Annotated in this window: 23 protein-coding genes and 4 pseudogenes; 15 read left to right on the top strand and 12 right to left on the bottom strand. The window is 62.5% G+C overall.

From position 1 onward, the window contains the following. Window positions 1–26: 26 nt before the first annotated feature. From ETW23_RS07095 to ETW23_RS07045, 11 genes and pseudogenes are all read left to right on the top strand, one after another. Entirely contained in the window at window positions 27–581 is a 555-nt protein-coding gene (locus ETW23_RS07095) for a CvpA family protein (protein WP_134829561.1), read from the top strand. A gap of 386 nt (window positions 582–967) precedes the next feature. Further along, a complete protein-coding gene (locus ETW23_RS07090; RefSeq protein WP_129371351.1) occupies window positions 968–1,654 on the top strand; it encodes a Hint domain-containing protein in 687 nt (228 codons plus the stop codon). Window positions 1,655–1,939: 285 nt separating this feature from the next. After that, window positions 1,940–3,339, top strand: a pseudogene (locus ETW23_RS07085) (selenium-binding protein SBP56-related protein). 3 nt (window positions 3,340–3,342) lie between these two features. Beyond that, a complete protein-coding gene (locus tag ETW23_RS07080) occupies window positions 3,343–3,999 on the top strand; it encodes a hypothetical protein (RefSeq protein ID WP_134829560.1) in 657 nt (218 codons plus the stop codon). Between the two features lie 368 nt (window positions 4,000–4,367). Next, complete coding sequence (gene purF, locus ETW23_RS07075) at window positions 4,368–5,888, top strand: amidophosphoribosyltransferase (protein ID WP_129371354.1); 1,521 nt, start codon at window positions 4,368–4,370, stop codon at window positions 5,886–5,888. A 157-nt stretch (window positions 5,889–6,045) separates the two neighbouring features. Next, window positions 6,046–6,588, top strand: a complete 543-nt coding sequence (locus ETW23_RS07070) for a DUF2199 domain-containing protein (protein WP_129372927.1) — start codon at window positions 6,046–6,048, stop codon at window positions 6,586–6,588. A 143-nt stretch (window positions 6,589–6,731) separates the two neighbouring features. After that, complete coding sequence (locus tag ETW23_RS07065; protein ID WP_129371355.1) at window positions 6,732–7,004, top strand: hypothetical protein; 273 nt, start codon at window positions 6,732–6,734, stop codon at window positions 7,002–7,004. 118 nt (window positions 7,005–7,122) lie between these two features. Beyond that, window positions 7,123–7,770, top strand: coding sequence for an SDR family oxidoreductase (locus tag ETW23_RS07060; RefSeq protein ID WP_129371356.1), 648 nt, complete (start codon window positions 7,123–7,125; stop codon window positions 7,768–7,770). 222 nt (window positions 7,771–7,992) lie between these two features. After that, window positions 7,993–8,775 (top strand): 5'/3'-nucleotidase SurE, encoded by a 783-nt coding sequence (surE, locus tag ETW23_RS07055; protein WP_134829559.1) that lies wholly within the window; start codon window positions 7,993–7,995, stop codon window positions 8,773–8,775. Further along, complete coding sequence (locus ETW23_RS07050; protein WP_129371358.1) at window positions 8,772–9,419, top strand: protein-L-isoaspartate(D-aspartate) O-methyltransferase; 648 nt, start codon at window positions 8,772–8,774, stop codon at window positions 9,417–9,419. Before surE ends, ETW23_RS07050 begins: the two co-directional genes overlap by 4 nt. A gap of 182 nt (window positions 9,420–9,601) precedes the next feature. Then, window positions 9,602–10,762 (top strand): peptidoglycan DD-metalloendopeptidase family protein, encoded by a 1,161-nt coding sequence (locus ETW23_RS07045; RefSeq protein WP_254695201.1) that lies wholly within the window; start codon window positions 9,602–9,604, stop codon window positions 10,760–10,762. A gap of 85 nt (window positions 10,763–10,847) precedes the next feature. On the opposite strand, the gene ETW23_RS07040 is transcribed toward ETW23_RS07045, so the two are convergent. From ETW23_RS07040 to ETW23_RS07030, 3 genes are all read right to left on the bottom strand, one after another. Beyond that, on the bottom strand, window positions 10,848–11,690 hold the full coding sequence (locus ETW23_RS07040; RefSeq protein WP_134829557.1) for an ATP-binding protein: 843 nt from the start codon (window positions 11,688–11,690) through the stop codon (window positions 10,848–10,850). An 89-nt stretch (window positions 11,691–11,779) separates the two neighbouring features. Continuing rightward, entirely contained in the window at window positions 11,780–12,223 is a 444-nt protein-coding gene (locus ETW23_RS07035; protein WP_134829556.1) for a hypothetical protein, read from the bottom strand. Between the two features lie 21 nt (window positions 12,224–12,244). Next, a complete protein-coding gene (locus ETW23_RS07030; protein ID WP_129371362.1) occupies window positions 12,245–12,613 on the bottom strand; it encodes an antibiotic biosynthesis monooxygenase in 369 nt (122 codons plus the stop codon). 74 nt (window positions 12,614–12,687) lie between these two features. Between ETW23_RS07030 and ETW23_RS07025 the strand changes: the two genes are divergently transcribed. Next, the gene (locus tag ETW23_RS07025; protein ID WP_134829555.1) at window positions 12,688–13,119 is read left to right on the top strand and encodes a MarR family winged helix-turn-helix transcriptional regulator; all 432 of its coding nucleotides are present in this window, start codon (window positions 12,688–12,690) and stop codon (window positions 13,117–13,119) included. Between the two features lie 111 nt (window positions 13,120–13,230). Here the strand turns inward: ETW23_RS07025 and tatC are convergent, their stop codons facing one another. From tatC to ETW23_RS07010, 3 genes are read right to left on the bottom strand one after another with little or no spacing between them, the layout of a single operon-like run. Next, window positions 13,231–14,145: a twin-arginine translocase subunit TatC gene (gene tatC / locus ETW23_RS07020; RefSeq protein WP_129371364.1), complete on the bottom strand. Its 915-nt coding sequence runs from the start codon at window positions 14,143–14,145 to the stop codon at window positions 13,231–13,233. Then, the gene (tatB, locus tag ETW23_RS07015; protein ID WP_134829554.1) at window positions 14,142–14,621 is read right to left on the bottom strand and encodes a Sec-independent protein translocase protein TatB; all 480 of its coding nucleotides are present in this window, start codon (window positions 14,619–14,621) and stop codon (window positions 14,142–14,144) included. The genes tatC and tatB overlap by 4 nt, the downstream gene beginning before the upstream one ends. Window positions 14,622–14,627: 6 nt before the next feature. Next, complete coding sequence (locus tag ETW23_RS07010) at window positions 14,628–14,843, bottom strand: twin-arginine translocase TatA/TatE family subunit (protein WP_129371366.1); 216 nt, start codon at window positions 14,841–14,843, stop codon at window positions 14,628–14,630. A 226-nt stretch (window positions 14,844–15,069) separates the two neighbouring features. Between ETW23_RS07010 and ETW23_RS07005 the strand changes: the two genes are divergently transcribed. Together ETW23_RS07005 and ETW23_RS07000 are read left to right on the top strand one after the other, a co-directional pair. Beyond that, window positions 15,070–15,378: a hypothetical protein gene (locus tag ETW23_RS07005; protein WP_134829553.1), complete on the top strand. Its 309-nt coding sequence runs from the start codon at window positions 15,070–15,072 to the stop codon at window positions 15,376–15,378. Window positions 15,379–15,458: 80 nt separating this feature from the next. Then, window positions 15,459–16,133, top strand: coding sequence for a YafY family protein (locus tag ETW23_RS07000; protein WP_129371368.1), 675 nt, complete (start codon window positions 15,459–15,461; stop codon window positions 16,131–16,133). A 64-nt stretch (window positions 16,134–16,197) separates the two neighbouring features. On the opposite strand, the gene ETW23_RS25795 is transcribed toward ETW23_RS07000, so the two are convergent. The 6 genes and pseudogenes from ETW23_RS25795 to ETW23_RS06975 all read right to left on the bottom strand — a co-directional run bounded on the left by ETW23_RS25795 (window position 16,198) and on the right by ETW23_RS06975 (window position 21,389). Continuing rightward, the gene (locus ETW23_RS25795; RefSeq protein WP_254695200.1) at window positions 16,198–16,515 is read right to left on the bottom strand and encodes a hypothetical protein; all 318 of its coding nucleotides are present in this window, start codon (window positions 16,513–16,515) and stop codon (window positions 16,198–16,200) included. Window positions 16,516–16,751: 236 nt separating this feature from the next. Beyond that, window positions 16,752–17,054, bottom strand: a pseudogene (locus tag ETW23_RS25790) (GNAT family N-acetyltransferase); the annotation flags it as partial. Window positions 17,055–17,091: 37 nt separating this feature from the next. Beyond that, a pseudogene (locus ETW23_RS06990) lies at window positions 17,092–18,196 on the bottom strand (ABC transporter ATP-binding protein). Window positions 18,197–18,275: 79 nt separating this feature from the next. Next, a complete protein-coding gene (locus ETW23_RS06985; protein WP_134829552.1) occupies window positions 18,276–19,325 on the bottom strand; it encodes a methyltransferase domain-containing protein in 1,050 nt (349 codons plus the stop codon). 152 nt (window positions 19,326–19,477) lie between these two features. Further along, a pseudogene (locus tag ETW23_RS06980) lies at window positions 19,478–20,598 on the bottom strand (hypothetical protein). An 11-nt stretch (window positions 20,599–20,609) separates the two neighbouring features. Further along, window positions 20,610–21,389 carry an SDR family oxidoreductase gene (locus ETW23_RS06975; protein ID WP_134829551.1) on the bottom strand — a complete coding sequence of 260 codons (780 nt, stop codon included), beginning with the start codon at window positions 21,387–21,389 and terminating at the stop codon, window positions 20,610–20,612. 216 nt (window positions 21,390–21,605) lie between these two features. On the opposite strand from ETW23_RS06975, the gene ETW23_RS06970 reads away from it, so the two are divergent. Next, window positions 21,606–22,619 (top strand): Hint domain-containing protein, encoded by a 1,014-nt coding sequence (locus ETW23_RS06970; RefSeq protein WP_129371374.1) that lies wholly within the window; start codon window positions 21,606–21,608, stop codon window positions 22,617–22,619. Window positions 22,620–22,683: the final 64 nt, after the last annotated feature.

The raw sequence follows: 22,683 nt of genomic DNA, 5'->3' as shown, positions 1-22,683 counted from the left end.
TTATCGCAGGCAAACGGGCGAGGGACATGGAAGGTTTCACAATCATCGACGGGGTCGTGGCCCTGGTCATCGTCGTATCGGCGCTGCTGGCCTATTCACGCGGCTTCGTGCGCGAAGCGATGGCCATTGCAGGCTGGATCGCCGCGGGCGTGCTCGCCTTTATCTTTGCGCCGCAGGTGGAACCCCTGATGGCCGAGATCCCGGTGATCGGCGAATTCATTGCCGACAGCTGCGAATTGTCGATCATCGCGGCATTTGCCGCGGTGTTTGCATTGGCGCTGATCGTGGTCTCCTTCTTTACGCCGCTGTTTTCCACCCTGGTGCAGCGCTCTGCGCTTGGCGGGCTGGATCAGGGCGCGGGTTTCTTCTTCGGCGTCTTGCGCGGCATTCTTTTGGTGGCGATAGCCTTCTTCCTCTACAATGTGGTGATGACCGGGCAGAGCTTCACAATCGTTGACGAAAGCCGCTCGGCCGAGGTGTTTGAGCGTTTGATCGGCAAGATTGAGGACCGCAACCCGGAGCAGGCATTGGGCTGGGTCACCGAGCAGTATGAAGCGCTGATCGGGTCCTGCGGTCAGTAATACCTAAGGATTACCACCTTAAGACAGGCACGTGGGCGCCCCTTGGGCGCCCGTTTTGCTTTGAATTCAAAGCGTTCACACAGTTATCCACAAGCAGCCGGGCTGGATGGTTAACGAGATAAATGATGATTAACGCCTTGTTAACCAAAAGGAATCACGTGCAGAGCGAGCAAAATCCGGATCATCAAACTTGCGGTAAATCTTAACAAATCCTCAGCCTGCCCCGTCAAACAGTTAACAATCCCCCTGAAATGGCCGCTTTTGTCCCGGAAAAATCGCGCCATCCCGAAATGGGACGCACGCCCGCCCCAATTTGGTCCCAATTCCGGGGCCTGATGGCTTCAACGGCAAAACGCCGGGCTAAGACGCTCAGAAGGGACGACACAATGCAGCTGGACCACACCACAGATTTTGCTGACTACCAGCCGGTTGATGTACTGCTGCTGACCAATCCGCTGCCGCACACGCTGTCTGCGGCCCCTGCCCCGAAACGCAACCGTATCCGCAGCGGCGGCTTTCTGCCCGCAACGCTGGTGGAGACCGAAGAAGGCTTTAAGCAGGCCCGCGACGTGAAGCCCGGCGACAAGGTGTTCACCTTTGACGGCGGCGCCCAGGAAGTGAAGGCGGTCCGCCACGCAGTGCCGCGCCTGACCACTTGCATGCATGTCCCGGCCGGCGCCCTGGGCAACGATACCGACCTGATGCTGCCCTCGGACCAGAAAGTGGCGCTGGAAATGGACACTGCCGAACGCCTGTTCGGCCTGCCGGTGGTGGTCACCAAGCTGATTGCTCTGACCGGCTACAAAGGCATCACCGCAGTTGCGCCCGAGCGTCTGGGCCGCATCCATTTCGAGTTTGAAGAAGAAGAGCTGGTCTGGGCCGAAAGCGGCATGCTGCTGCCCGCAGGCGATGTTGCTGAAGACTCGGCCTTTCACCAGCTGTCGCTTTCCGAGACCCGCCAGGTGCTGGCCAGCGACGAAGGCCGCGCCCTTTCAGCAACCGGTATGGGTGAAACTGACGCCCGCCTGCCGTCCCCGCTGGACAACCTGCTGGACCGTATTCTGGCAGCCTGATCACCGGGGCCAAGCCCCCCAAGACTTTTCCTCCCCCCCTCGGGCCCGTCTTTGTGCGGGCCTTTTCTTTGCAGGACGCGGCCACCGGGCGGGAAGAACAGTATCCTGACCGCAGCACGCAACTGGTTGGCAACCGGCCGCATACCGCACATAACCGGGAAAATGTTTCGCGCAGCAGCGTCATTTCAAAAAAAATTGCCCGGAATTTGATTGTGTGCCAGCATCAGCGCAGGCGCCGAGACGCATAGCAGAACAAATGGCGCCCGTTTCAGGGAGGATTTGACGATGAATTTGCGGCCCGACCCCACATTCCATGCCACCCCCAGGCTAGCCATGGAAGCCCCGGCCGAGACGCTGGCTTTTACCCTTATGCTCAGCCCCGATGGTTCGCAGCCTGACGGGCTGGCGGTTGTCGATGTGGATCCGAAATCGGACAGCTACGGCGACATCGTGCATCAGCTGATCATGCCCAACAAGGGCGACGAATTTCATCATTTCGGCTGGAACGCCTGTTCTTCGGCGCTGTCGCCGCTGACCGGACACGCGTTTCTGGAGCGGCGCTATCTGATCGTTCCCGGCATCCGCTCCAGCCGTATTTACGTGATTGACGTGAAGGAGCCGCGAGAGGCGAAGATCCACAAGATCATCGAACCCGAAGAGCTGTTTGCGAAAACCGGCTATTCCCGCCCGCACACCATTCATTGCGGGCCTGAGGGCATCTATGTCTCAACCCTGGGCGGCGGCGGCGAAGACGGCACTGACGGGCCGCCGGGCATCTTTATCATGGATTGCGAGACTTTCGACATTCTGGGCCGTTATGAAATGGACCGGGGTGCGCAGGACAAGCATTATGATTTCTGGTGGAACCTGCCGCGCGATTACATGGTGAGCTCCGAATGGGGCCTGCCGCCGCAGTTTGAAAACGGCATCGTGGCCGAGGATCTGCTGAGCAACAAATACGGCCATTCGATCCATTTCTGGAACCTGCGTGAGCGCAAGAACGTGCAGACCATCGACCTGGGTGAAAACCACCAGATGGCGCTGGAAATCCGGCCCGCGCATGATCCGTCCAAAGATTATGGCTTTTGCGGCGTGGTGGTGGATACCACCAACCTGCAGGGCGCGATTTTCACCTGGTGGCAGAAGGATGACGGCACATTCGAGGCCAAGAAGACCATCACCATCGACCCGCGGCCCGAAAAACCCGAAAACCTGCCGCCGCTGCTGCAGGGGTTTGAGGCGGTGCCGCCATTGGTCACCGATATCGACCTGAGCCTGGATGACAAATACCTGTATGTGGCCTGCTGGGGGCTGGGGGAAATGCATCAGTATGATGTTTCTGACCCGATGAACCCCAAGCTGGCCGGCAAGGTAGAATTGGGCGGTATTGCCCGCGGCGCCAAGCATCCGAATGGCAAGGGCTTTGCCTATGGCCCGCAGATGGTTGAGATCAGCCGCGACGGCAAGCGGGTCTATTGGACCAATTCGCTTTATTCCACCTGGGACGACCAGTTCTATCCTGATGACGAAGGCGGTCAGATGGTGATGGCCAACGTGGGTGACGGCGGCGGGCTGGAATTGGATAAAGATTTCTATATCGACTTCCCCAAAGGCTACCGCAGTCATCAGATCCGGCTGGAGGGGGCGACTGCTCTACCGACAGTTTCTGCTATCCCTCCGTCTGACGGGTGACGGAACTCTCATCAGCGGCGGCCCTGTGGTGGGCCGTCGTTGCCTCGGGGCTTTATCACGGGGTGAACCCGGGGATGGGATGGCCGCTGTCGGTCTCTTCTGCGTTGATGGAGCGCCGCAAAGCCAGCCTGTTCAAAGCGTTGCTGGCGCTGGCCTTTGGCCATCTTCTGGCAATGACTGTGATCCTGCTGCCGTTTTCGGCGCTGCTGTGGCTGACGGAATGGCATGTGCAAATCCGCATCGGTGCGGCCTGTCTGGTGATTGCGCTGGGGGGGTATCTGCTGATCAACCGACGACATCCCCGCTTTCTGGCGCGGGTGCCGCCGTCGCGGCTGGCGCTGTGGTCGTTTCTGGCAGCGATGGCGCATGGCGCCGGGCTGATGCTGGTGCCGGTCTATCTGGGTCTATGCGGCCCGGACGAAAGTGCAGGCCACGCCGCCGCATTTACGCTGATGGGCCGCAATGCCGGTATCGCCGTGACCGTGGCCCTGGCCCATACCCTTGCCATGACCGCAGCCGGCGGCGCGCTGGCGCTTGGCGTTTACCACTGGCTGGGGCTGAAATTCCTGTCCAAGGGCTGGTTCAACCTGGATCTGGTCTGGGCGCTGAGCCTTATTCTGGTGGGGGCTGTTTCATTGCTGACGCTGCATTGATGCCGCCGCCGGCAACATCCCCCCGTCCCCGTTGCCGCGGTGCGGCATCGGATTTGTGATCCTTTGATGACAGCCGCGGAGAAAGGCACTATGTGAGGGCCGGAACAGGAAACGGATTCGGAGCCACACCGCCTTGCCGCTGCTGCAGACGCTGCCCGCCTGCCCTTGTGGATCTGACCTGACGCGCATGGCGCCGGGCTTTGGAGACGCATTCGGCGCCTTGGCTCCGGCCGGTTTGCCGGTATGGCCGCTTGGCGCGGCTTGGTCAGCCGGATTGGCGCAAGCGACGCAAAATGCGCTAGACTGCCATCCGAGCCGCTTCCTTCAGCAACCGAACAGCAAAGCCTAAGTGGGATTGGAGCCAGCCAATGTGCGGGATTTTGGGGATCGCAAGCCGGGACACGGATGTCTTTGCGGAGATATATGACGGGCTGTTGATGCTGCAGCACCGCGGCCAGGACGCCTCGGGGATTGTGACCTACACCGGCGAATTCTTTCGCGAGCGCAAGGAAAACGGCCTGGTCAAGGATGTGTTCGGCCCGCAGGATGCCGACACCCTGACCGGCAAGACCGGCATCGGCCATGTCCGCTATCCCACCGCGGGCTCGCTGAGTGCAGCCGAAGCGCAGCCGTTCTTTGTGAACGCGCCTTATGGCATCTATCTGGTTCACAACGGCAATATCACCAATACCGCCGAGCAGCGCGAAAAGGTGACCGGTAAGTACAGCCGCCATCTGCGCACCACGTCCGATTCCGAAATCATGCTGAACGTGCTGGCCGACAAGGTGGCTGACGCGATCAAGGTCAATGGCAATGCGGAACCCGTCCGCAACATCTTTGCCGGTGTGAAGATGACCATGGAGCGGATCCAGGGCGCCTATTCGGTGCTGTGCATGATCGCCGGTGTCGGCATGCTGGCGTTCCGCGACCCCAATGGCATCCGCCCGCTGTCCGTGGGCAGACGCCCGGCACAAAGCGGCGGCGAGGATTTCTGCTTTGCCTCTGAAGACGTGGCGTTCGGCATCAACGGGTTTGAAAAGATCCGTGACGTAAAGCCGGGCGAGGCCATTCTGGTTGATCTGGACGGCAACATGCACAGCTTCCAGGCGGTCGAGGGCAAGCTGACCCCCTGTATTTTCGAATATGTCTATCTGGCACGGCCTGATTCGATGATGGACGGTGTGTCGGTCTACAAAACCCAGCTGCGCATGGGCCAAGCGCTGGCCAAGCAGATCCAGGACGCGGGGCTGGAAATCGACAGCATCATCCCGGTACCTGATTCGGCGCGCCCCGTGGCGCTGGAAGTCGCCAACTCCACCGGTATCCGCTACCGCGAAGGGCTGGTGAAGAACCGCTATGTGGGCCGAACCTTTATCATGCCGGGCCAGGCAGAACGCCAGAAGTCGGTGCGCCGCAAACTGAATGCCATCCCGCTGGAGTTCAAGGGCCGCAACGTGCTGCTGATCGACGATTCCATTGTGCGCGGCAACACGATTAAAAAGATCGTGCAAATGTGCCGCGATGCGGGCGCCAAGAAGGTCTATATCGCCTCTGCCTCACCGCCGGTGAAATACCCGAACGTCTATGGCATCGACATGCCGACCAAGCACGAGCTGATCGCAAACGGCCTCAGCATCGACGAAATCCGCGAAGAGCTGGGCGCCGATGCGCTGTTCTACCAAAAGCTCGACGACCTGATCTGGGCGGCGCAGGAAGGCAACCCGGACATCCAGGGCTTTGACTGCTCCTGCTTTGACGGCAACTACATCACCGGGGTGACGGCTGAATACCTGGATGCGCTGGAAGGCAGCAGCCGGGTCAGCGCCAAGATCCAGGACATGCCGGCCCCCGGCGCCTCCTGGAACGCCTCGAAACTGGCGACCGGCTGAGGCTGGCGTCCCCGCGGTCCATGGGGGTTTGAACTTCCGCCCTCATCCGCGTATGAGGGCCGCCAACAGTGCATGGGGAGGCGCTGGCCGTGACGGCCCGCGCCTTTTCCTATGCTTCCAGATGAAAGGCCGCCTTTTGGACGCGCATCTTGCCCGCATGCTGACCTCTCCGCGCCAGTGCCGCTGCTGCGGCGCTACCTTTGCGCAACTGCTGAGCCTCAGCTGCGACCGGCCCGACATCTGTTCCGAGGATATGGAGGTGGAGGACAACTCTGCTGTGCTGGCCACCCGCGGCGATATTCTGACGGATGATTTCTGCCGCCTTGGCGAATTGCGTTTTATCCGCGCGGTGCTGGCAGTGCCATTGGCAAACAGCCGCGGCGAGGAGTTCATCCTGGGCACCTGGGCCAGTCTCAGCCGCGATGATTTCGATGCCTATCTCGACTTGTTTGAGATGCGCGAGACGGAAAAGCTGGGCGACCGCCCGGCCTGGCTGGCCAATGCGATCCCGCCCGACATGCCGGTGCCTGCGGGCTGCATGCTGGAGATGCGTCCAGGCGGTGAATATCCTGAACTAAGGGTCACCGAGCAGAACCATCCGCTCTATCCGCTGCAAAAGGACGGCGCCGACCTGGAGGAGCTTCTGGAGCTGCTCTATGCCTATGGGCACGACCTGCCGTCGCTGGTTTATGACGCCTGAGCGGGCACTGCGGCACCGGGTCTCGCGGTCCCGTTGCAGCCGTCCGCGGCTTCCCGCCGATGCGGATGCCGCCGGGTCGGTTGCGGCTTGATACGCAGCCTGCGGCAGCCCAGATACGTCCGGATTAATGAGGAACGGACGGTATGTCGAACACAGAGACTGAGGCCGGCACCTCTGCCAAAGTGGCAGGGCTTGCGACTCAGACCAATGCAATGAACCGCGGCAACCTGAGCCTGCTGGGGCTGTTCGGTCCAGAGGACAGTATGACTGCACTGATCCGGCTGCCGTCGGGCCGCACCCGCAAGGTGTCGCGCGGCAGCCGCCTGTCATCGGGCCAGGTGGTGGCAATAGACGCCAAGGGGCTGATCCTGAATTCCAAAGGTGAAAGCCAACGCCTTTCCATGCCTGGCGGCTGAAGCAGCCCGGTTCCGCAGCACAAATTTCTTCGAAGAAATTTGCCAGGATTTTTCCAAAATTCCTGGCCTGGGCCGCCGCCCCTTGACCTGCCCGTGCGCGCAGCCCACAAGACGTGCCATGACAGATAAAATCGCTCTCATCACCGGCGCGTCGCGCGGCCTTGGCAACGCCCTGGCCGAGGCGCTTGCGCCCACCCATCACATTGTTGCCGTGGCCCGCACCACCGGCGCGCTGGAAGAGCTGGATGACCGCATCAAGGCCGCAGGCGGCTCTGCCACCCTGGCGCCGATGGATATCACCGTGCCCGAGGCGATGGCAACGCTCTGCCGTGGCATCCACGACCGCTGGGGCAAGCTGGACCTGTGGCTGCACACCGCGATCCACGCAACCGCGCTTTGCCCGGCGCCTTCTGTGGCAGCCAAGGACTGGACCAAGGCCGTGGCTGTCAACGCCACTGCGACCTCGGTGCTGATCCCCTATGTCGCGCCGCTTTTGGGCCAATCGGGCCGCGCAGTGTTCTTTGATGACGCACGCGCGGGCGAGAAGTTTTATGGCACCTATGGCGCCACCAAGGCGGCGCAGATGGCGCTGGCCCGCAGCTGGCAGGCGGAAACCGGCCGCACCGGCCCGCAGGTGCGGATCCTGGAGCCGCAGCCGATGGCCACAGCCCTGCGCGCCCGTTTCCACCCGGGTGAGAACCGCGATGCACTGACCCCGATCCAGGTCGAGGCCGCGCGCCTGCTGCCGCAGATCCTGGCAGACTGACGCTGACTGTCAGCCCGCGCCGCGCGCCAGCGCGGCGCCCGGCCCAACGCCCGGGACGGCATCTTTGATGCAGGCCCAGGGGGCGGGAGCGCCCTGTCCGGTCTGTTGCCTCCCTGCCCCGCTTTGCGGCTGATCCTGCTTCACTCCGCGAAAACCTTGCCCCGTTCCGGCACAGGTCCTATTCAATCGAAAACCCGGTTGAACACGGCAGGCAGACACCCCATGCGCATACTGATCACCAATGACGACGGCATCAGCGCCGAAGGGCTGAAGGTCCTGGACGCCATCGCCCATGAGGTCGCAGGCCCGGACGGCGAAGTCTGGACCGTGGCCCCGGCGTTTGAACAATCCGGCGTCGGCCATTGCATCAGCTACACCCGCCCCACCATGCTCAGCCAGCTTGGCGCGCGCCGCTTTGCCGCCGAAGGCTCTCCCGCCGACTGCGTGCTGGCGGGCATTCACGTGGCAATGCATGGCGCAAAACCGGACCTGGTGCTGTCGGGCGTGAACCGCGGCAACAACTCGGCTGAAAATGCGCTTTATTCCGGCACCCTGGGCGGCGCGATGGAGGCCGCGCTGCAGGGCATCCCGGCGATGGCGCTGTCGCAGTATTACGGCCCTGCCAACCGCGAGACGGACAATCCGTTTGAGGCCGCCGCCGCGCATGGGGCTGCGCTGGTGAAAAAGATCCTGGCCGCCCAGCCGCAGGACCAGCAGGATTACCGGCTGTTTTACAATATCAACTTCCCGCCGGTCCTGGCCGCAGAGGTGAAGGGGGCCCGCGTGGCCACCCAAGGGTTCCGTCGCGGCAGCCATTTTTCCGCAGAAGAACAGCTGTCGCCCACCGGGCGCCGCTGCCTGTGGATCCGCGGCGGCAACCAGCAGGTCGAGACCGCCGCCGGTTCGGACGCCGCGGTCAACCTCGACGGTTATATCTCTGTCACTCCGATGCGTGCCGACCTGACCGCGCGCGATGCATTGAACGCGCTGAAGGCAATTGAATGAGCGGCCCCGATCCCGAAACCAAGATGCAATTCCTGTTCTCTGTGCGTTCGCGCGGGGTGACGGAGCAGCGGGTGCTGGAAGCCATCGAAGCGATCGACCGCGGCATGTTTGTGCGCGGCATCTTTGCAGAACGCGCCTATGAGGACGTGCCGCTGCCGATTGCCTGCGGCCAGACCATCTCGCAGCCTTCTATCGTGGGCATGATGACCCAGGCGCTGCAGATCTCTCCGCGCGACACGGTGCTGGAGGTCGGCACCGGCTCCGGCTACCAGGCGGCGATCCTGTCAAAGCTGGCACGCCGGGTCTATACCATCGACCGCCACGCAAGGCTGGTGCGCGAGGCGCGGGCCGTGTTCGAGCAGCTGCAGCTTGCCAATGTGACCTCGCTGGTCGGCGACGGCAGCCACGGCCTGAGCGAACAGGCGCCGTTTGACCGGATCATCGTGACCGCCGCCGCCGAAGATCCGCCAAGCCCCCTGCTGGCGCAGCTCAAGACCGGCGGCATCATGGTTCTGCCGGTGGGGCAATCAGACCATGTGCAGACCCTGATCCGGGTGCGCAAAACCGAAGACGGGCTGGACTATGACGAGCTGCGCCCGGTGCGCTTTGTGCCGCTGCTTGAGGGATTGGGCAAGGACACGTAAACTACCGGCGGATTTCAGCCGCCCCCCGGACGGCATGGGCTATAGTGATTGACGCGAGCGAACCCCCGCGAAAAAGGGGAAGCGTGTTTTGAGGAGAGCAAAATGACCCGGACCCCCCCAACCGGACCGCATTCCGCGGCCTGCCCCGTGCAAGGCTGCTGGCCGCATTGCCGCTGGCCGGGATGCTAACCGGGGTGCTGGCCGCCTGCCAGGGCCCGCTGGACTACGATCTGCGCGGCCAATTGGGCGCCTTTAACACGGCAGGCGCGGCGCAGTCTGCAACCGCGAACCGGCCTTCGCCGGATGCCCGCGGCCTGATCTCCTACCCCTCTTATCAGGTGGCGGTGGCGCAGCGCGGCGATACGGTTTCGGACGTCGCGGCCCGCATCGGCCTGCCGCCTGCGGAAGTGGCCCGGTTCAACGGCATGGAAACCGGTGACAAGATGCGCCAGGGCGAAGTGCTGGCGCTGCCGCGCCGCGCGCCGGACAGCCTGCCTGGCAGCGCCACTGCGGGATCCGTCGATATTGCAACGCTGGCGGGCCAGGCCATTGACACCGCGCCGCTGACCTCGCCCAACCCCGGTTCCGTCACCCCTACTGCAATCCAGCCGGTGCCCAAGCCGCAGCCGCCCAAGGTGCAGGCCGGCCCCGAGCCGGTGCGCCACAAGGTGAAACGCGGCGAGACCGCCTATACTATCTCAAGGCTTTACCAGGTGCCGGTGAAATCGCTGGCGGAATGGAACGGCCTGGGCAGCGATTTTGCGGTGCGCGAAGGCCAGTTCCTGCTGATCCCCTTGAAAGAAGAGCCCGCACCCCGGCCGGCCCCGGCCGCTGCTGCCGTGGCAGTCACCGAACCGGGGGCCGGTTCCGAAACGCCGGTGCCGCCAAGCGCCAGCCAGCCGTTGCCGGAAGAAAAGGTCGAGCCCGCCGCTGTCAAACCTGCGGCGGAAACCCTGCCCAAGCCGGAGCTGCCCAAACCCACCCGCGCCAGCAGTGCTGCCATGGCCTATCCGGTGCAGGGCAAGATCGTCAAAACCTACTCCAAGGGGCGTAATGACGGTATCGACATCGCTGCCGCTGCCGGTGCGCCGGTGAATGCCGCCGAGGCCGGAACTGTGGCTGCGATCACTAAGGATTCCAATAATGTGCCGATTGTGGTGATCCGCCACAGCCAGAAACTGCTGACGGTCTATCAGAACGTTGGCAACATCACCGTGAAGAAGGGCGAAAGCGTGGTCCGCGGCCAGCGCATCGCGTCGCTGCGCGGCGGCGACGATGCCTATGTGCATTTCGAAGTGCGCGACGGATTTGAGAGTATCGACCCGCTGAGCTACTTGAACTGACGGCGGTAAGGATCTGCGAACAAACGAAAGCCCGGCAAAACCGCCGGGCTTTTCTTGTTTCGGGTTTTGCGGGGCCCGTTGCGGCCTATCGCAGCGCCACCCCGTGCCGCCCGGCCAGGTCAGTAAAAAACTGCCAGGCCACCCGGCCCGACCGCGCGCCGCGGGTCGCCTGCCATTCAATCGCCGCCGCCCGCAGCTCCTCTGCATCCGCCTCGACGCCATAAGCTGCGCAATAGCCCGCAATCATCGCCAGGTATTCGTCCTGATCACACGGATGGAAACCCAGCCACAGGCCGAACCGGTCCGACAGCGAAACCTTCTCCTCCACCGATTCCGACGGGTTGATGGCGCTGGAGCGTTCGTTCTCAATCATGTCCCGCGGCATCAGGTGGCGCCGGTTCGAGGTGGCGTAGAACACCACATTTTCCGGCCGCCCCTCGATACCGCCGTCCAGCACCGCCTTGAGGCTTTTGTAATGCTGGTCGTCATGGCTGAACGACAGGTCGTCGCAAAACAGGATAAACCGGTTCTCCGAGCCGCGCAGGTGGTTCAACAGACGCGCCACCGAGGGCAGATCCTCGCGCTGGAGCTCCACCAGTTTCAGCTTCGGGTGATCGGCCGCCAGCGCGCCATGCACGGCTTTGACAAGGCTGGATTTCCCCATCCCCCGCGCGCCCCACAACAACGCGTTGTTGGCCGCAAACCCTTGGGCAAACCGGCGGGTGTTTTCCAGCAGCGTATCGCGGGAGCGGTTGATGCCGACCAGCAGATCCAGATCAACCCGGTTGACCTGTTCCACCGCTTCCAGACGCTCCGGCCCAACATGCCAGACAAAGGCGCGGGCTGCGTCGAAATCAGGTGTATCCAAAGGTGCCGGCGCCATCCGCTCCAGCGCCTCGGCGATACGGGTCAATGCGATCTGGTCCATGGGGTGCCTCCGTCCGTCAGTTGCCGGATTTCAAAGCATGTTCCAGGCGGGGCGGCAAGAGCGGAGAGACAGGGAGCATGGCCGCAAGCCTAGGCCATGCTTTTTCTGCGTGCGGCCATTCTGCGGCCATCCCGGATGTTCAAGCCCATCATTGCAAGGTTCAGCGCACCGGCCAATAACTCAATGCCCTGCACGACGATGAAGGCAATGTCAAAATTTCCGGCGCTTGCCCGTGCCTCAAGAAAGAAAGCTGCCGGCAGGAGAACCAGCACTCCATTTGCGGCAATAAGGGGCATGCGCTTCATTTTTGCACGGGCCGGGGCATCCTTGCGCCGGCGTCCGATCGCCATGCCAGAGCCCCCGGCAAGGACCATCGCCGGAATCAGCGCAAACATTCCCATTAGGATTCTGGATTTGACCAGAGCAATGGTTTCCGGTGTTCCCAAAATCTCGCTGAGCACTGTGGACGTCCAGAACGTCAGGATGATCAGGAAGGCGGCAACACCAGCGGCTGCATGGATTTTCTGTTTCATTTCAATCTGATCCGGGATCAATCAAGCGACACAATGATTGGCGACAGCCAATTTTTTGAAGAGATGCGGCTTGGCGGTTGCGCTTTCCGGGTACTGTGCAATGCGGCGTTGGAATTCGGGGTGCATGAATGCCGCACGAAAGCTTTGCACGTCCTGCCAGACAGCATAGTTCACATAGGTCGCGCTGCCAGCGATACCCTTGTGCATCTGTGTCGAAATGTACCCGGGCTGCGCCTTCATGAAATCAGCGTCATGCGCCCAGGCATCCAACAGGGCTTGCTCGTCAGCCGGGTCGATGGTGAACAGGTTCATCAGAACAACCGGGCCTTCTTCGGCATCCATCTGTTCGGCAAGTGTGACGGCGGCGTCAAGTTCTGCAATTCCAGGCATGCTGGCTCCTTTCACATTAACATAGCATGCTATGTATCATTGCATAGCATGCTATTCAAGTGCAGATCTGGCACATGAAATTCGAAAAACAAACCTCTGCCGGTTATCTGGTGAATCACACCGCCCGCCTGTTTGCCGCCGGTTTGCAGGAACGTATCACCCCGCTTGGGATTACCATTGGGCAATTCCCGATCCTGCTGGAACTCTGGGTCAAAGACGGGGTGACTCAGCGCGAGCTGCTTGAAAAACTGGCGTTGGAACAGGCGACCCTTGCAAACACGCTGAACCGCATGGAAAGAGACGGGCTGATCGTCAGGAAGAAACACCCGTCGGACGCGCGGTCACAGCAAATCTGGCTGACTGCAGCAGGACAGGCTCCGCGGGACAGCGCATATCAGGCCGCCAACGCACAGAACGAGCAGTCCCTTGCCCCTTTGTCAAAGGAGGAGAGAGAACAGTTCAAGGGGCTGATGCGCAAGATAATCAGCGCTGCGAACAAGGGCTGACTGCGGACGTCAAGGCCGGAGACCTGATTTCACTGCCATTGATCAATTCTCGCAGAAAGGAAAAAGGCGCGCCGTTGCCAGCGCGCCTTTCTGTTTCATGCCATCGCCGGCCTACTTGTCTTTGCCGTCTTCAGCTTCGAATTCAGCCATCATCGGATCGTCGGGATGGGCGTCCATCTCGTCCGCGCCGTCATCCTCATCGTCATAATACCCCTCGGCGCGCAGCTTGGCTTCACGCTTGACCTCAACCCGGCGGACCAGGAAGATCGAGATCTCGTAGAGGCCGTAGACCACCACAAACAGGATCACTTGCGTGATCACATCCGGCGGCGTCACCAATGCTGCCAGCACCAGAATCGCCACCACCGCATATTTGCGGACGGCGCCCAGGCCGTCGGCGCTGACCAGCCCGGCCTTGCCCATCAGCGTCAGCAGCACCGGCAGCTGGAAGCACAGGCCAAAGGCCACGATGAACTTGATGGTCAGGTTCAGATATTCCTGCGCCGAGCCCTGGAAGACCACGCTAAGGCCCTGGTTCACTTCCTCGCCGGTGACAGCTTCGCCACTGTTGCCGAACTGCTGGAACCCAAGGAAAAAGTCATAGGCCAGCGGTGTCACCACGTAGAAGGCAAAGCTGGCGCCCAGGATGAACATAAAGGGCGAGGCAATCATGAAGGGCAGGAACGCGCCCTTTTCATTCTTGTAGAGCCCCGGCGCCACAAAGCGCCACATCTGGAAGCCGATATAGGGAAATGCCAGGATAAAGCCGCCCAGGAAGGAGATCTTGATCGCGACAAAGAAACCCTCCTGCGGGCTGATGAAGATCAGCGCACAGTCCTGTCCGCCCTCGGCCAGTACCTGGCACAAGGGCGCAGTGAGAAAGTTGAACACCGGCGTCGCAACGGTGAAACAGATCACCATACCGACGATAAAGGCCGCAACCGAATGAATCAGCCGGTTGCGCAGTTCGGCCAGATGCTCGATCAGCGGCGCGGTTGAGTCATCGATCTCATCCGTGTTGCTCATGATTTGGCCTCTTCTTCCGTTTTCGGCGCCGCAGGCTTCAGCGCCGCCTCGGCCTCCTCGGCCTTGGCCAGCGCCGCTTCGGCCTCGCGCGCCTTGCGTTCAGCTGCGGCACGCGCAGTAGACGCCTGAATCTTCTTGGCGTCCTCAGCCCGCTCAGCAGCCAGCTTGCCGGTTTCGCTTTCGGGGTCGAATTTGGTCGGGTCGATCGATTTGGCCATTTCCTGCGCTGCCTGTTTCACCCCGTCCATGGCAGAGCCCATGGGGTTCGATGCAGCCTTGAGGCCCTTGGCCATATCGTTGACCCCGGCCTCATCCGCCGCGTCATGCATCGCCCGGCTGAATTCGCGCGCCATCCCCTTGGCCTTGCCCACGAACCGTCCCACATTTCGGAACAGCACCGGCAGGTCCTTGGGGCCGACGACGATCAGCGCGACCACGCCAATGACCAGCAGTTCGGTCCACCCAAGATCAAACATAGACGGTTATGCCTTGTCTTTTTCGGTCTCGGGCGTGACGTCTTTCGCTTCGGCGGCGGTATCTTCTTCCAGCTCCTTGCTGCCTTCGCTGATGCCCTTCTTGAACGAGGTGATGCCTTTGCCGACTTCGCCCATCAGCGAGGAAATCTTGCCGCGGCCGAACAGGACCAGAACCACGACAGCGATAAGCAGAATGCCAGGCAGGCCGATGTTGTTGAGCATGAGAGTCTCTCCTTCTTGTTCCAGCGCGGATCAGCGGCGCCAGTGGAATTATTCGCTACGGGTTTAGCGCGGGCTGCGCGTTGAGCGAAAGCAACTCTGCGCGCGCAATGCACCCGCAAACCCCGGATTCCGCGTTTTTTGCAGGCAGCCCGCAGTCAACTGACAGCTATATGTCAGTTGCAGCCCGGTAAATCCACCCCATCACAAACACCAAAGGAGAAACGTGATGAGCAAACATGTCGCCGAAATCGTGACTTTCAAACTGGCCGCAGGCGTGAGTCCCGAGAAATTTGTCTCTCTCAGTCAGGCAACCGAGGCTTTTGTCCGTGCCCAGGCAGGGTTTGTCCACCGGCAGCTGAGCCAGGGAGAGGACGGCAGCTGGACCGACTATGTGATCTGGAAGGACATGGAAACGGCCCGCAAGGTCGCGGCGGAATTCCACAATCAGGATTTTTGCGGCGATCTGATGGCAGCAATTGCGCCGGATACGGCCAATATGCGCCATGAAACCGTACTGTGGGGCATGGCGTCCTGACCTGAACCCGGCGGCGTCCGGCAGCCCTGCCGGGCGCTGCTCTTGACCTTGCACCCTGTCCCGCGCCAAGGGTTGTTCCCATGCGCCGCACCGACCGCCTTTTTGAAATCATCCAGATCCTGCGCGACGGGAAGCTGCACCGCGCCCTGGACATTGCCGAACGGCTGGAGGTCTCGACCCGCACCATCTACCGCGACATGGATACGCTGGCGGCTTCCGGCGTGCCGGTCGAAGGAGAGCGCGGTGTCGGCTATATGGTGCGCGAGCAGATCAGCCTGCCGCCGCTGACGCTGACGCCGGAAGAACTGGAAGCGCTGAATCTCGGCATGGCAATCGTGGCCGAGGCCGCCGACCCGGACCTCAAATCCGCAGCCCAGTCATTGGCGGCCAAGGTGGACGCAGTGCTGCCGGAACAGACCATCGCCGAAGCCGACGCCTGGAAATTCGCGGTCTACCCCTTCTCTGACGCAGCGCGCGCCCTTGCCCATATGCCGGCCCTGCGCGCCGCGATCAAAGCCCGTCAGAAACTGCAGCTCAGCTACCGCCGCATCGACGGCACCCTGACAGACCGCAGGATCCGCCCTCTGCACATGGAATACTGGGGCCGGGTCTGGACCCTTACCGCCTGGTGCGAGACCCGCGGCGCCTTCAGGGTGTTCCGCGTCGACCTGATCGAGGACGCCTCCGCCCTGCCGGAACTCTTCGTCGACGAACCCGGCAAACGCCTGCAGGACTACGACCCATACGGCTCCTGAGTCCCGGTATTCACCTTTGCAAAAATACTCCGGGGGAGGCCCGCAGGGCCGGGGGCAGCGCCCCCTATCCCAGCTCGAAACTGGTGACACCGTAGATCAGATCCGTTTCCAGCTGCGGCGCCGCACCGCGGTACATCCGGGCGGTTTCAAAAACCGGCGCCAATCCCAGGGAGCGCGCCAGATCCACCGCAGCAGCATGAGGTTCCGGCACATCCAGAAACACCGCCTGCCCTTCCGGAAGTTCTTGCAGCAGCCGAGCCAGCACAACTTCTGCCGCCGGGCGCGACGTGGCAACAAGCGGCCCGATCTTGCAGCCGCTGGCACAGCGCCGCAGGGTGCCGAAAGCGGCAAGGCCGCCATGCTGATGCGCGGCGCAGGACACATGCCCCTCAGCCCCCAGCCAATGCTGCCAGAACCCCGGCGCGGCGCTGGGAAGACGCGGGCATCCAGCGCCTCCAGCTCTGCCCCTGGTTCTGTCAGCGGTGTCACCTCATAATCCTGCGAAACCGCCAAGCCGCCGGACAGCACCCCGCCAAAGCGGATATTGCGGTAGGCCAGTTCAAAGCCGGAGCGGCGGTAGTTCCCTTGCTGGTCCACCACACCGTCCAGGCCAACAACCCGGCTCCCGGCGTGTTCCAGCGCCTTTTGCCACAGGGCATAGCCATACCCCTGCCCGCGATGCTGTGATGCAACGATGTAGAAACCGAGGAAGGCAAACGCCTGCCCGTAATTCACCACCGAGATGCAAGCAATCATCTGCCCGTCCAGAAAACCGCCCCAGAACCCTTTTGGATCGGCGGAGCTGAAACAGGCCGCGTCCCGATGGCCGGGGTTCCAGCCTTCACGCGCGGCCCAGTCAACGGCAATCTGGATTTCCGCGCCGCTCAATGCCCTGATCCGATAGCTATCCTGCAACTGCACCTCCTGGCTATTTGGAGACAAAAATGCCCTTCAACTATCACGCAGGAAAGACAAAACAGCGGTTGCGGCGCACCGTCAGCCACATCACCCGGCCTTTTTCCGGCAAGAACACATTGGGCACCGTGGCCCTCAGGATTGAGCCGTCGAACTCCATCCGGAATTCAACCAGGCTCTCGCTGCCCAGGAACCGCGCCCGTTCCACCACCGCGCGCGCAGGCACCCCGTCGCTGGGGTCGGCAGCGGCCCTTGCCCGCCCGGTCGAAATCAATCCGCAGATGCTGCGGGCGGAACACGATCTCGACCGCGGTTCCATCCGGCACGCCGGGGGCCAGAAACTGGCCGAATGCGGTCTCGGCCAATGCTCCGCGCACTTCGGCCTTCAGCACATTCACATCGCTGAAGAACGCAACCGCGGCCTTGTCCACCGGATGGGTATAGACGTTGTAGGGCGCGCCTTGCTGCACGATTTTCCCGCCGCGCATCAGCGCGATCTCGTCGGCCATGCGCATCGCCTCTTCCGGCTCATGCGTTACCAGCAGAACGGCGGTGTCTTCTTCCTTCAGCAGGCTCAGCGTCTCATCCCGGATGCCGTCGCGCAGACGGTTATCAAGCCCCGAGAACGGCTCATCCATCAGCATGATCCGTGGCCGCGGCGCAATCGCGCGGGCCAATGCCACCCGCTGCTGCTCGCCGCCCGACAGCTGGTGCGGGTAGCCGTCAATGAAACGTTTCAGCGCCACCCGGTTCAAGAGTTCCTCAACCCGGGCGCGTTTCTCATCCTTGCTGCCCTTCAGGCCGAAACCGACGTTATCAGCGACGCTCAGGTGCGGAAACAGGGCGAAATCCTGGAACATCAGCCCGATTTCGCGCCGCTCCGGCGGCACCCGGAACACGGTGTCGCAGATCAGCCTGCCATCCACGTAAATCTCGCCGCTGTCCTGCATCTCCACCCCGGCGATCATCCGCAGCGTGGTGGATTTGCCGCAGCCCGAAGGCCCCAGCAGGCAGGTCACCTGCCCCGCCTGGATCTGCAGCGAAACGTCATCCACCACCGCGCGCCCCTCAAAGAAGCGCTTGATGCTGCGGATCTCCAGACGCGGCGGCGTTTGCGTGCTGATCAGGTCGGCGGGGGCAGTGTTCATGGGGCCTCGGGGCTGTTTTCCGCGCGAAACGCTGGGGTCACGCCGGGATAGCAACCCTGCCGCAAGGCCGCAAGCCGCTCTAGCAGCAGCCCTGCGCGGCACCGTCCTGTTCCAGCCCGTTGAAAGGCGAATTGCCACCGCAGCCCGCAAAGATCCCGTAGTGAGTTTCAAACGAGCCGATGAAGTCGAAATGCGCCGCCAGACGGCCGCCCTGCAGCATCATCCAGGTATTGCCGCAGACAGGAAACACCTTGCCCGCCTCGATCACATGATGATCATCCAGCGCAAAGACATGCGGCGCGTGTTCGATGGTGCCTTTATAGATCACCGCCTGGCCGTAATCCTCGCAGGCCGGTTCAAGTGCTGACAGTTTGAACAACCGGTAGGTGGCCGAGAGAAACTTCAGCGGCTGAACACGTGTCTCCAGCGCCGGGTTCTCGATCGTCAGCAGCCGCGAGGCCACCATGCGCGGGTCTTTGAATCCGGAATCCTTTGCAATGCTCAGGAAGTCGTTCCAATAGAGCGCGCCGGACAGGCATTCGCCATAGAGCACCTCATCCTCCGCCATCGCCTGCGGCACCCGGCGGTCGGCATAGACGTCCGAGAAATACATCTCGCCGCCCTCTTTCAGCAGGTGATGCGCGCCGCGCAGCACCGCGCCCTTGTCGGTGGCCAGGTTGATCACACAGTTGGAGACGATGATGTCAAACGAGCCCGGCTCCAGGTCCAGATCCTCCAGCTGTTCAATGTAGCCGTGATGAAATTCGACGTTCGACTTGGCATAGCCAAAGGCCTCGGCGTGGTAGTCCTGATGGCGGCGGGCGACGTCCAGCTGCGCCGGGGTCATATCGACACCGACAACCTTGCCATCCTCCCCCACCAGTGCAGACAGCGCGTAAACATCGCGGCCCGCGCCGCAGCCCAGATCGAGGATCCGCGCACCCGCCAGCGCTTCCGGCGCGATCAGCCCGCAGCCGTAATAGCGGGTCAGCACCTCGTCATGGATTTTCGACAGAACCGCCTTCACATGGTCCGGCATGTCATCCGGAGTACAGCAAGCGTTGGTCTGGAGGTCGTCGCTGCCCTGCAGCACCTCGCCGTAATAGGTCTGCACGTTTTCATGTTTCATGGGGACGCCTTTCCTGTGGTTCCGGACCACTGGGATAGCGGCGTGCAAGATAGGCGGCAATCCGGGCAGCGGGCGGCCTGACGCAACTGTGATGGAGCGTGGGCGGCGGGATCGGCGCTGCCCGGCCTATCGACCGGGCGGAAGGAGAAGATTCAGCTTTCCGGCAGCAGCTCAAACGCGGCTCCGGCCCGTATTTTGCCGTTCACCATCAGCTCAATCCGGTGCGGCCCGGGCACCAGCTTGAACGTTGTGGCATCGCCTTTCAGCCTGTGTTTCTTGGCCAGCTCCAGCCTGCCATTGGTGATCTTTGCCTGTTTCAGCTTGAACACCTTGGCCGAGGCCTTGCCGCCAGGGCGCTGGAAATGCAGGATATAATCCACCAGAACCGGCGCGCCAGCCGCGCCTTCCAGCCGGCAGGTGAAATCCAAGGCCGCACCGATACGCACCTTGTCCGGCACCTCAATCAGCGCTTCCAATGCCAGTTCCGGGTCATAGCCCAGCATCGCCATCGCCCGCGGATGGCCCGCCTTGACCAGCCCGCGCAAGGCATGGGAGGTCATCCAGTCCAATTCCTTGCGGTCCTGAACCCCTGCGCCGTGCCAGCTCTGCAGCCGGTCCATCACCAGATCCGGGTCCTTTTTGGCAATGTCGTTCAGATGGTTGGCGACCGACCGCGTGACATAGCGGGTGCCGTCGCCGTGCAGCTGGTCCAGCAGCGGCAGCGGATCCGACAGGGTCAGCCCCACTGCCTCGCCCCAGGGCAGGCGCGGCCGGGTGCCCTCGCTGACAAGTCGCCGTACATGATAGCTGGAATGGGTGGACCATTCCCCAAGCGCGCCAGAACCACATCCGGCCAGCGGTTCAGAAAGGGGCGGATCGCCCACTCCATGGAGAACCGCTGGGTGATCTCCTCCAGCAGGTCAAGCGACAGGCCGGGATGCGCCCCGGCGCCTTTGGCCGCCACATACTCCCCCAGAGGCGCAAAGATAAAATCACCGAAATCATCGTCGGTCTTACCAGGGTCCAATGGCGGCGGCAGTGCTTTCAACAGGATCGGTGCAGCCTCGGGCAAAGCCTGTGGCAGATGATCCGCCAGCACTTGCGCAATCAAAACGATCCGCTGTTTCAGCTCCAGCTCCGGCAGTTTTGCCATCACCTGGGCTTCAAACGCCTCAGCATCAAATCCAGCCTCAGCCGCTGAAAAAAGGCCCGCCAGATAGCGGACCTTGTCGCGGTTGAACAGCTGGTCCTTCAGGGAAAAACCGCTGGCCATTTCTGCGTTCCTTACATCGTGGTGTTGGTGGCGCCGCCATCCAGAAGGATGTTCTGACCAACCATGAAACCGGCGTGCTGCGAACACATGAAGGCGCAGGTGGCGCCGAACTCGGCCCGGGTGCCATAGCGGCCCGCCGGTATGGTGGCGCAGCGCTGTGTCTTGGCTTCTTCAGCCGTGATCCCCTGCGCCTTGGCCGCACCGTCATCCAGCGAAACGGCACGGTCAGTGGCGTGGATGCCGGGCTGCAGGTTGTTGATGATGACGCCCTGGCCGGCCACCTGCCGCGCGGTGCCCGCGACATAGCCGGTCAGGCCCGCGCGCGCCGCGTTCGACAGCCCCAGCACCGGGATCGGCGATTTGACCGAAACCGAGGTGATGTTGACCACCCGGCCCCAGCCGCGGTCGATCATGCCGGGCACCAGCGCCTTGATCAGCGCAATCGGGGTCAGCATGTTGGCATCCAGCGCGCTGAGAAAATCCTCGCGGTCCCAGTCGGTCCACATGCCCGGCGGCGGGCCGCCCGCGTTAGTCACCAGAATATCCACGCCGCCAGCCGCATCCAGCACCTGTTTCCGACCGTCTTCGGTGGTCACATCCGCCGCGACGGTGACCACATCCACGCCGTACTGATCGCGGACCGCCTGCGCTGACACCTCCAGCGCCTCCGCACCGCGGGCGTTCATCACCAGGTTCACACCAGCCTCTGCCAGCGCCTCGGCGCAGCCCAGACCCAGCCCTTTGCTGCTGGCACAGACCAGCGCGCGCTTGCCCGAAATACCCAGATCCATCGTCGTTCTCCCTCGGGAATCTTGTCCGTTTCGCGGAGCTTGCACCGCCTGCACCCGGATGGCCAGCCCCGCGGCCGGCCGGACCGCAATCAGCCGACAGCGTGAAACTGCCGGAAAATTTGCCCCTTCCCACCCCCTTTCCGCCACATTCTCACAGCAAATCTAATTGACGGCCCGGCCTGCGGGCCCGCATATGGAATCGAATACCGGCCGCACATGGGACAGATTTTGACCGCCAGCCTCTCCTCCGTCCAGGCCTACCCGGCCGAGCGTTTCCGCGTCGAATACGGCGCCAACATGGGCGATCCCCTAGGCGTGCTCGAGGACCTGGTGCTGGACGACATCTACCTGCTGAACAACCCGGTGCCGCCGCAGCGGCTGAGCATCGCCACCCATCACGATGGCAGTTTCCGCATCGCCGGCGACACCGCCCTGGGCACCCCGGGTGCGGCGCTGCATCTGGACTGCCTGCTGACGCTGATGCCCGATAGCGGCCCCAATACCGAGATCCTGGTAATGGTCGAAGTGGACGGTGACGGGCTGATTGCCGGTATTTTTCTGGTGCCGCTGGCCCCTTTGCAGGCGCATATGCCCTATACGCTGGTCAAGGCCGGGCGCAAATCGGCCCGGCGCAAGCTGGCGCAATCCGCCTGCGTCTCCTTTACCCGCGGCACCCGCATCACGCTGGCCACCGGCGCGCAGCGCCTGATCGAAGACATGCGCGCAGGCGACCGTGTCCTGACCCGGGACGACGGTATTCAGGAGGTGCGCTGGGTTGGCCAGTCCACCCTGCGCGCGGTTGGGGATCTGGCCCCGATCCTGATCCGCCAGGGCGCCTTGAACAACGCAAACGACCTGATAGTCAGCCCCGCCCACCGGCTGATGGTCTATCAGCGCAGCGACGAAATCGGCGCCGGCGCGCCGGAGGTCCTGGTCCGCGCCCGCGACCTGGTGAATGGCGGCACCGTGGTGGTGCTGGACGGCGGCTTTGCCGACTATTTCCAGATTCTGTTCGACCGTCACCACATCATCTATGCCGAGGGGATTGCGGCTGAGAGCACCTTCCTTGACCCGGTGACCAGCCCGGCTTTGCCGGACGATTTCTGGACTTTGCGCCCCGGCACCCTGCCAGCGCAGCACAAGCGCGGCGCCCATGGCCTGGACGTGAGCCGGTCACTGCTGGACCGCCCCGATGCAGTGGGTCTGCTGAAGCGGGCCTCGCTGCGCTAATTTTCTGCTTCCGCGTGTTCTCCGGGCAACATAATCCCGGATTGGGCTGCGCGTACAAACGAAC

The organism is Leisingera sp. NJS201, from assembly GCF_004535885.1.
Taxonomy (GTDB): domain Bacteria; phylum Pseudomonadota; class Alphaproteobacteria; order Rhodobacterales; family Rhodobacteraceae; genus Leisingera.
The sequence above is the reverse complement of the archived record's forward strand: the minus strand, read 5'-3'. Positions and strand labels throughout refer to the sequence as shown.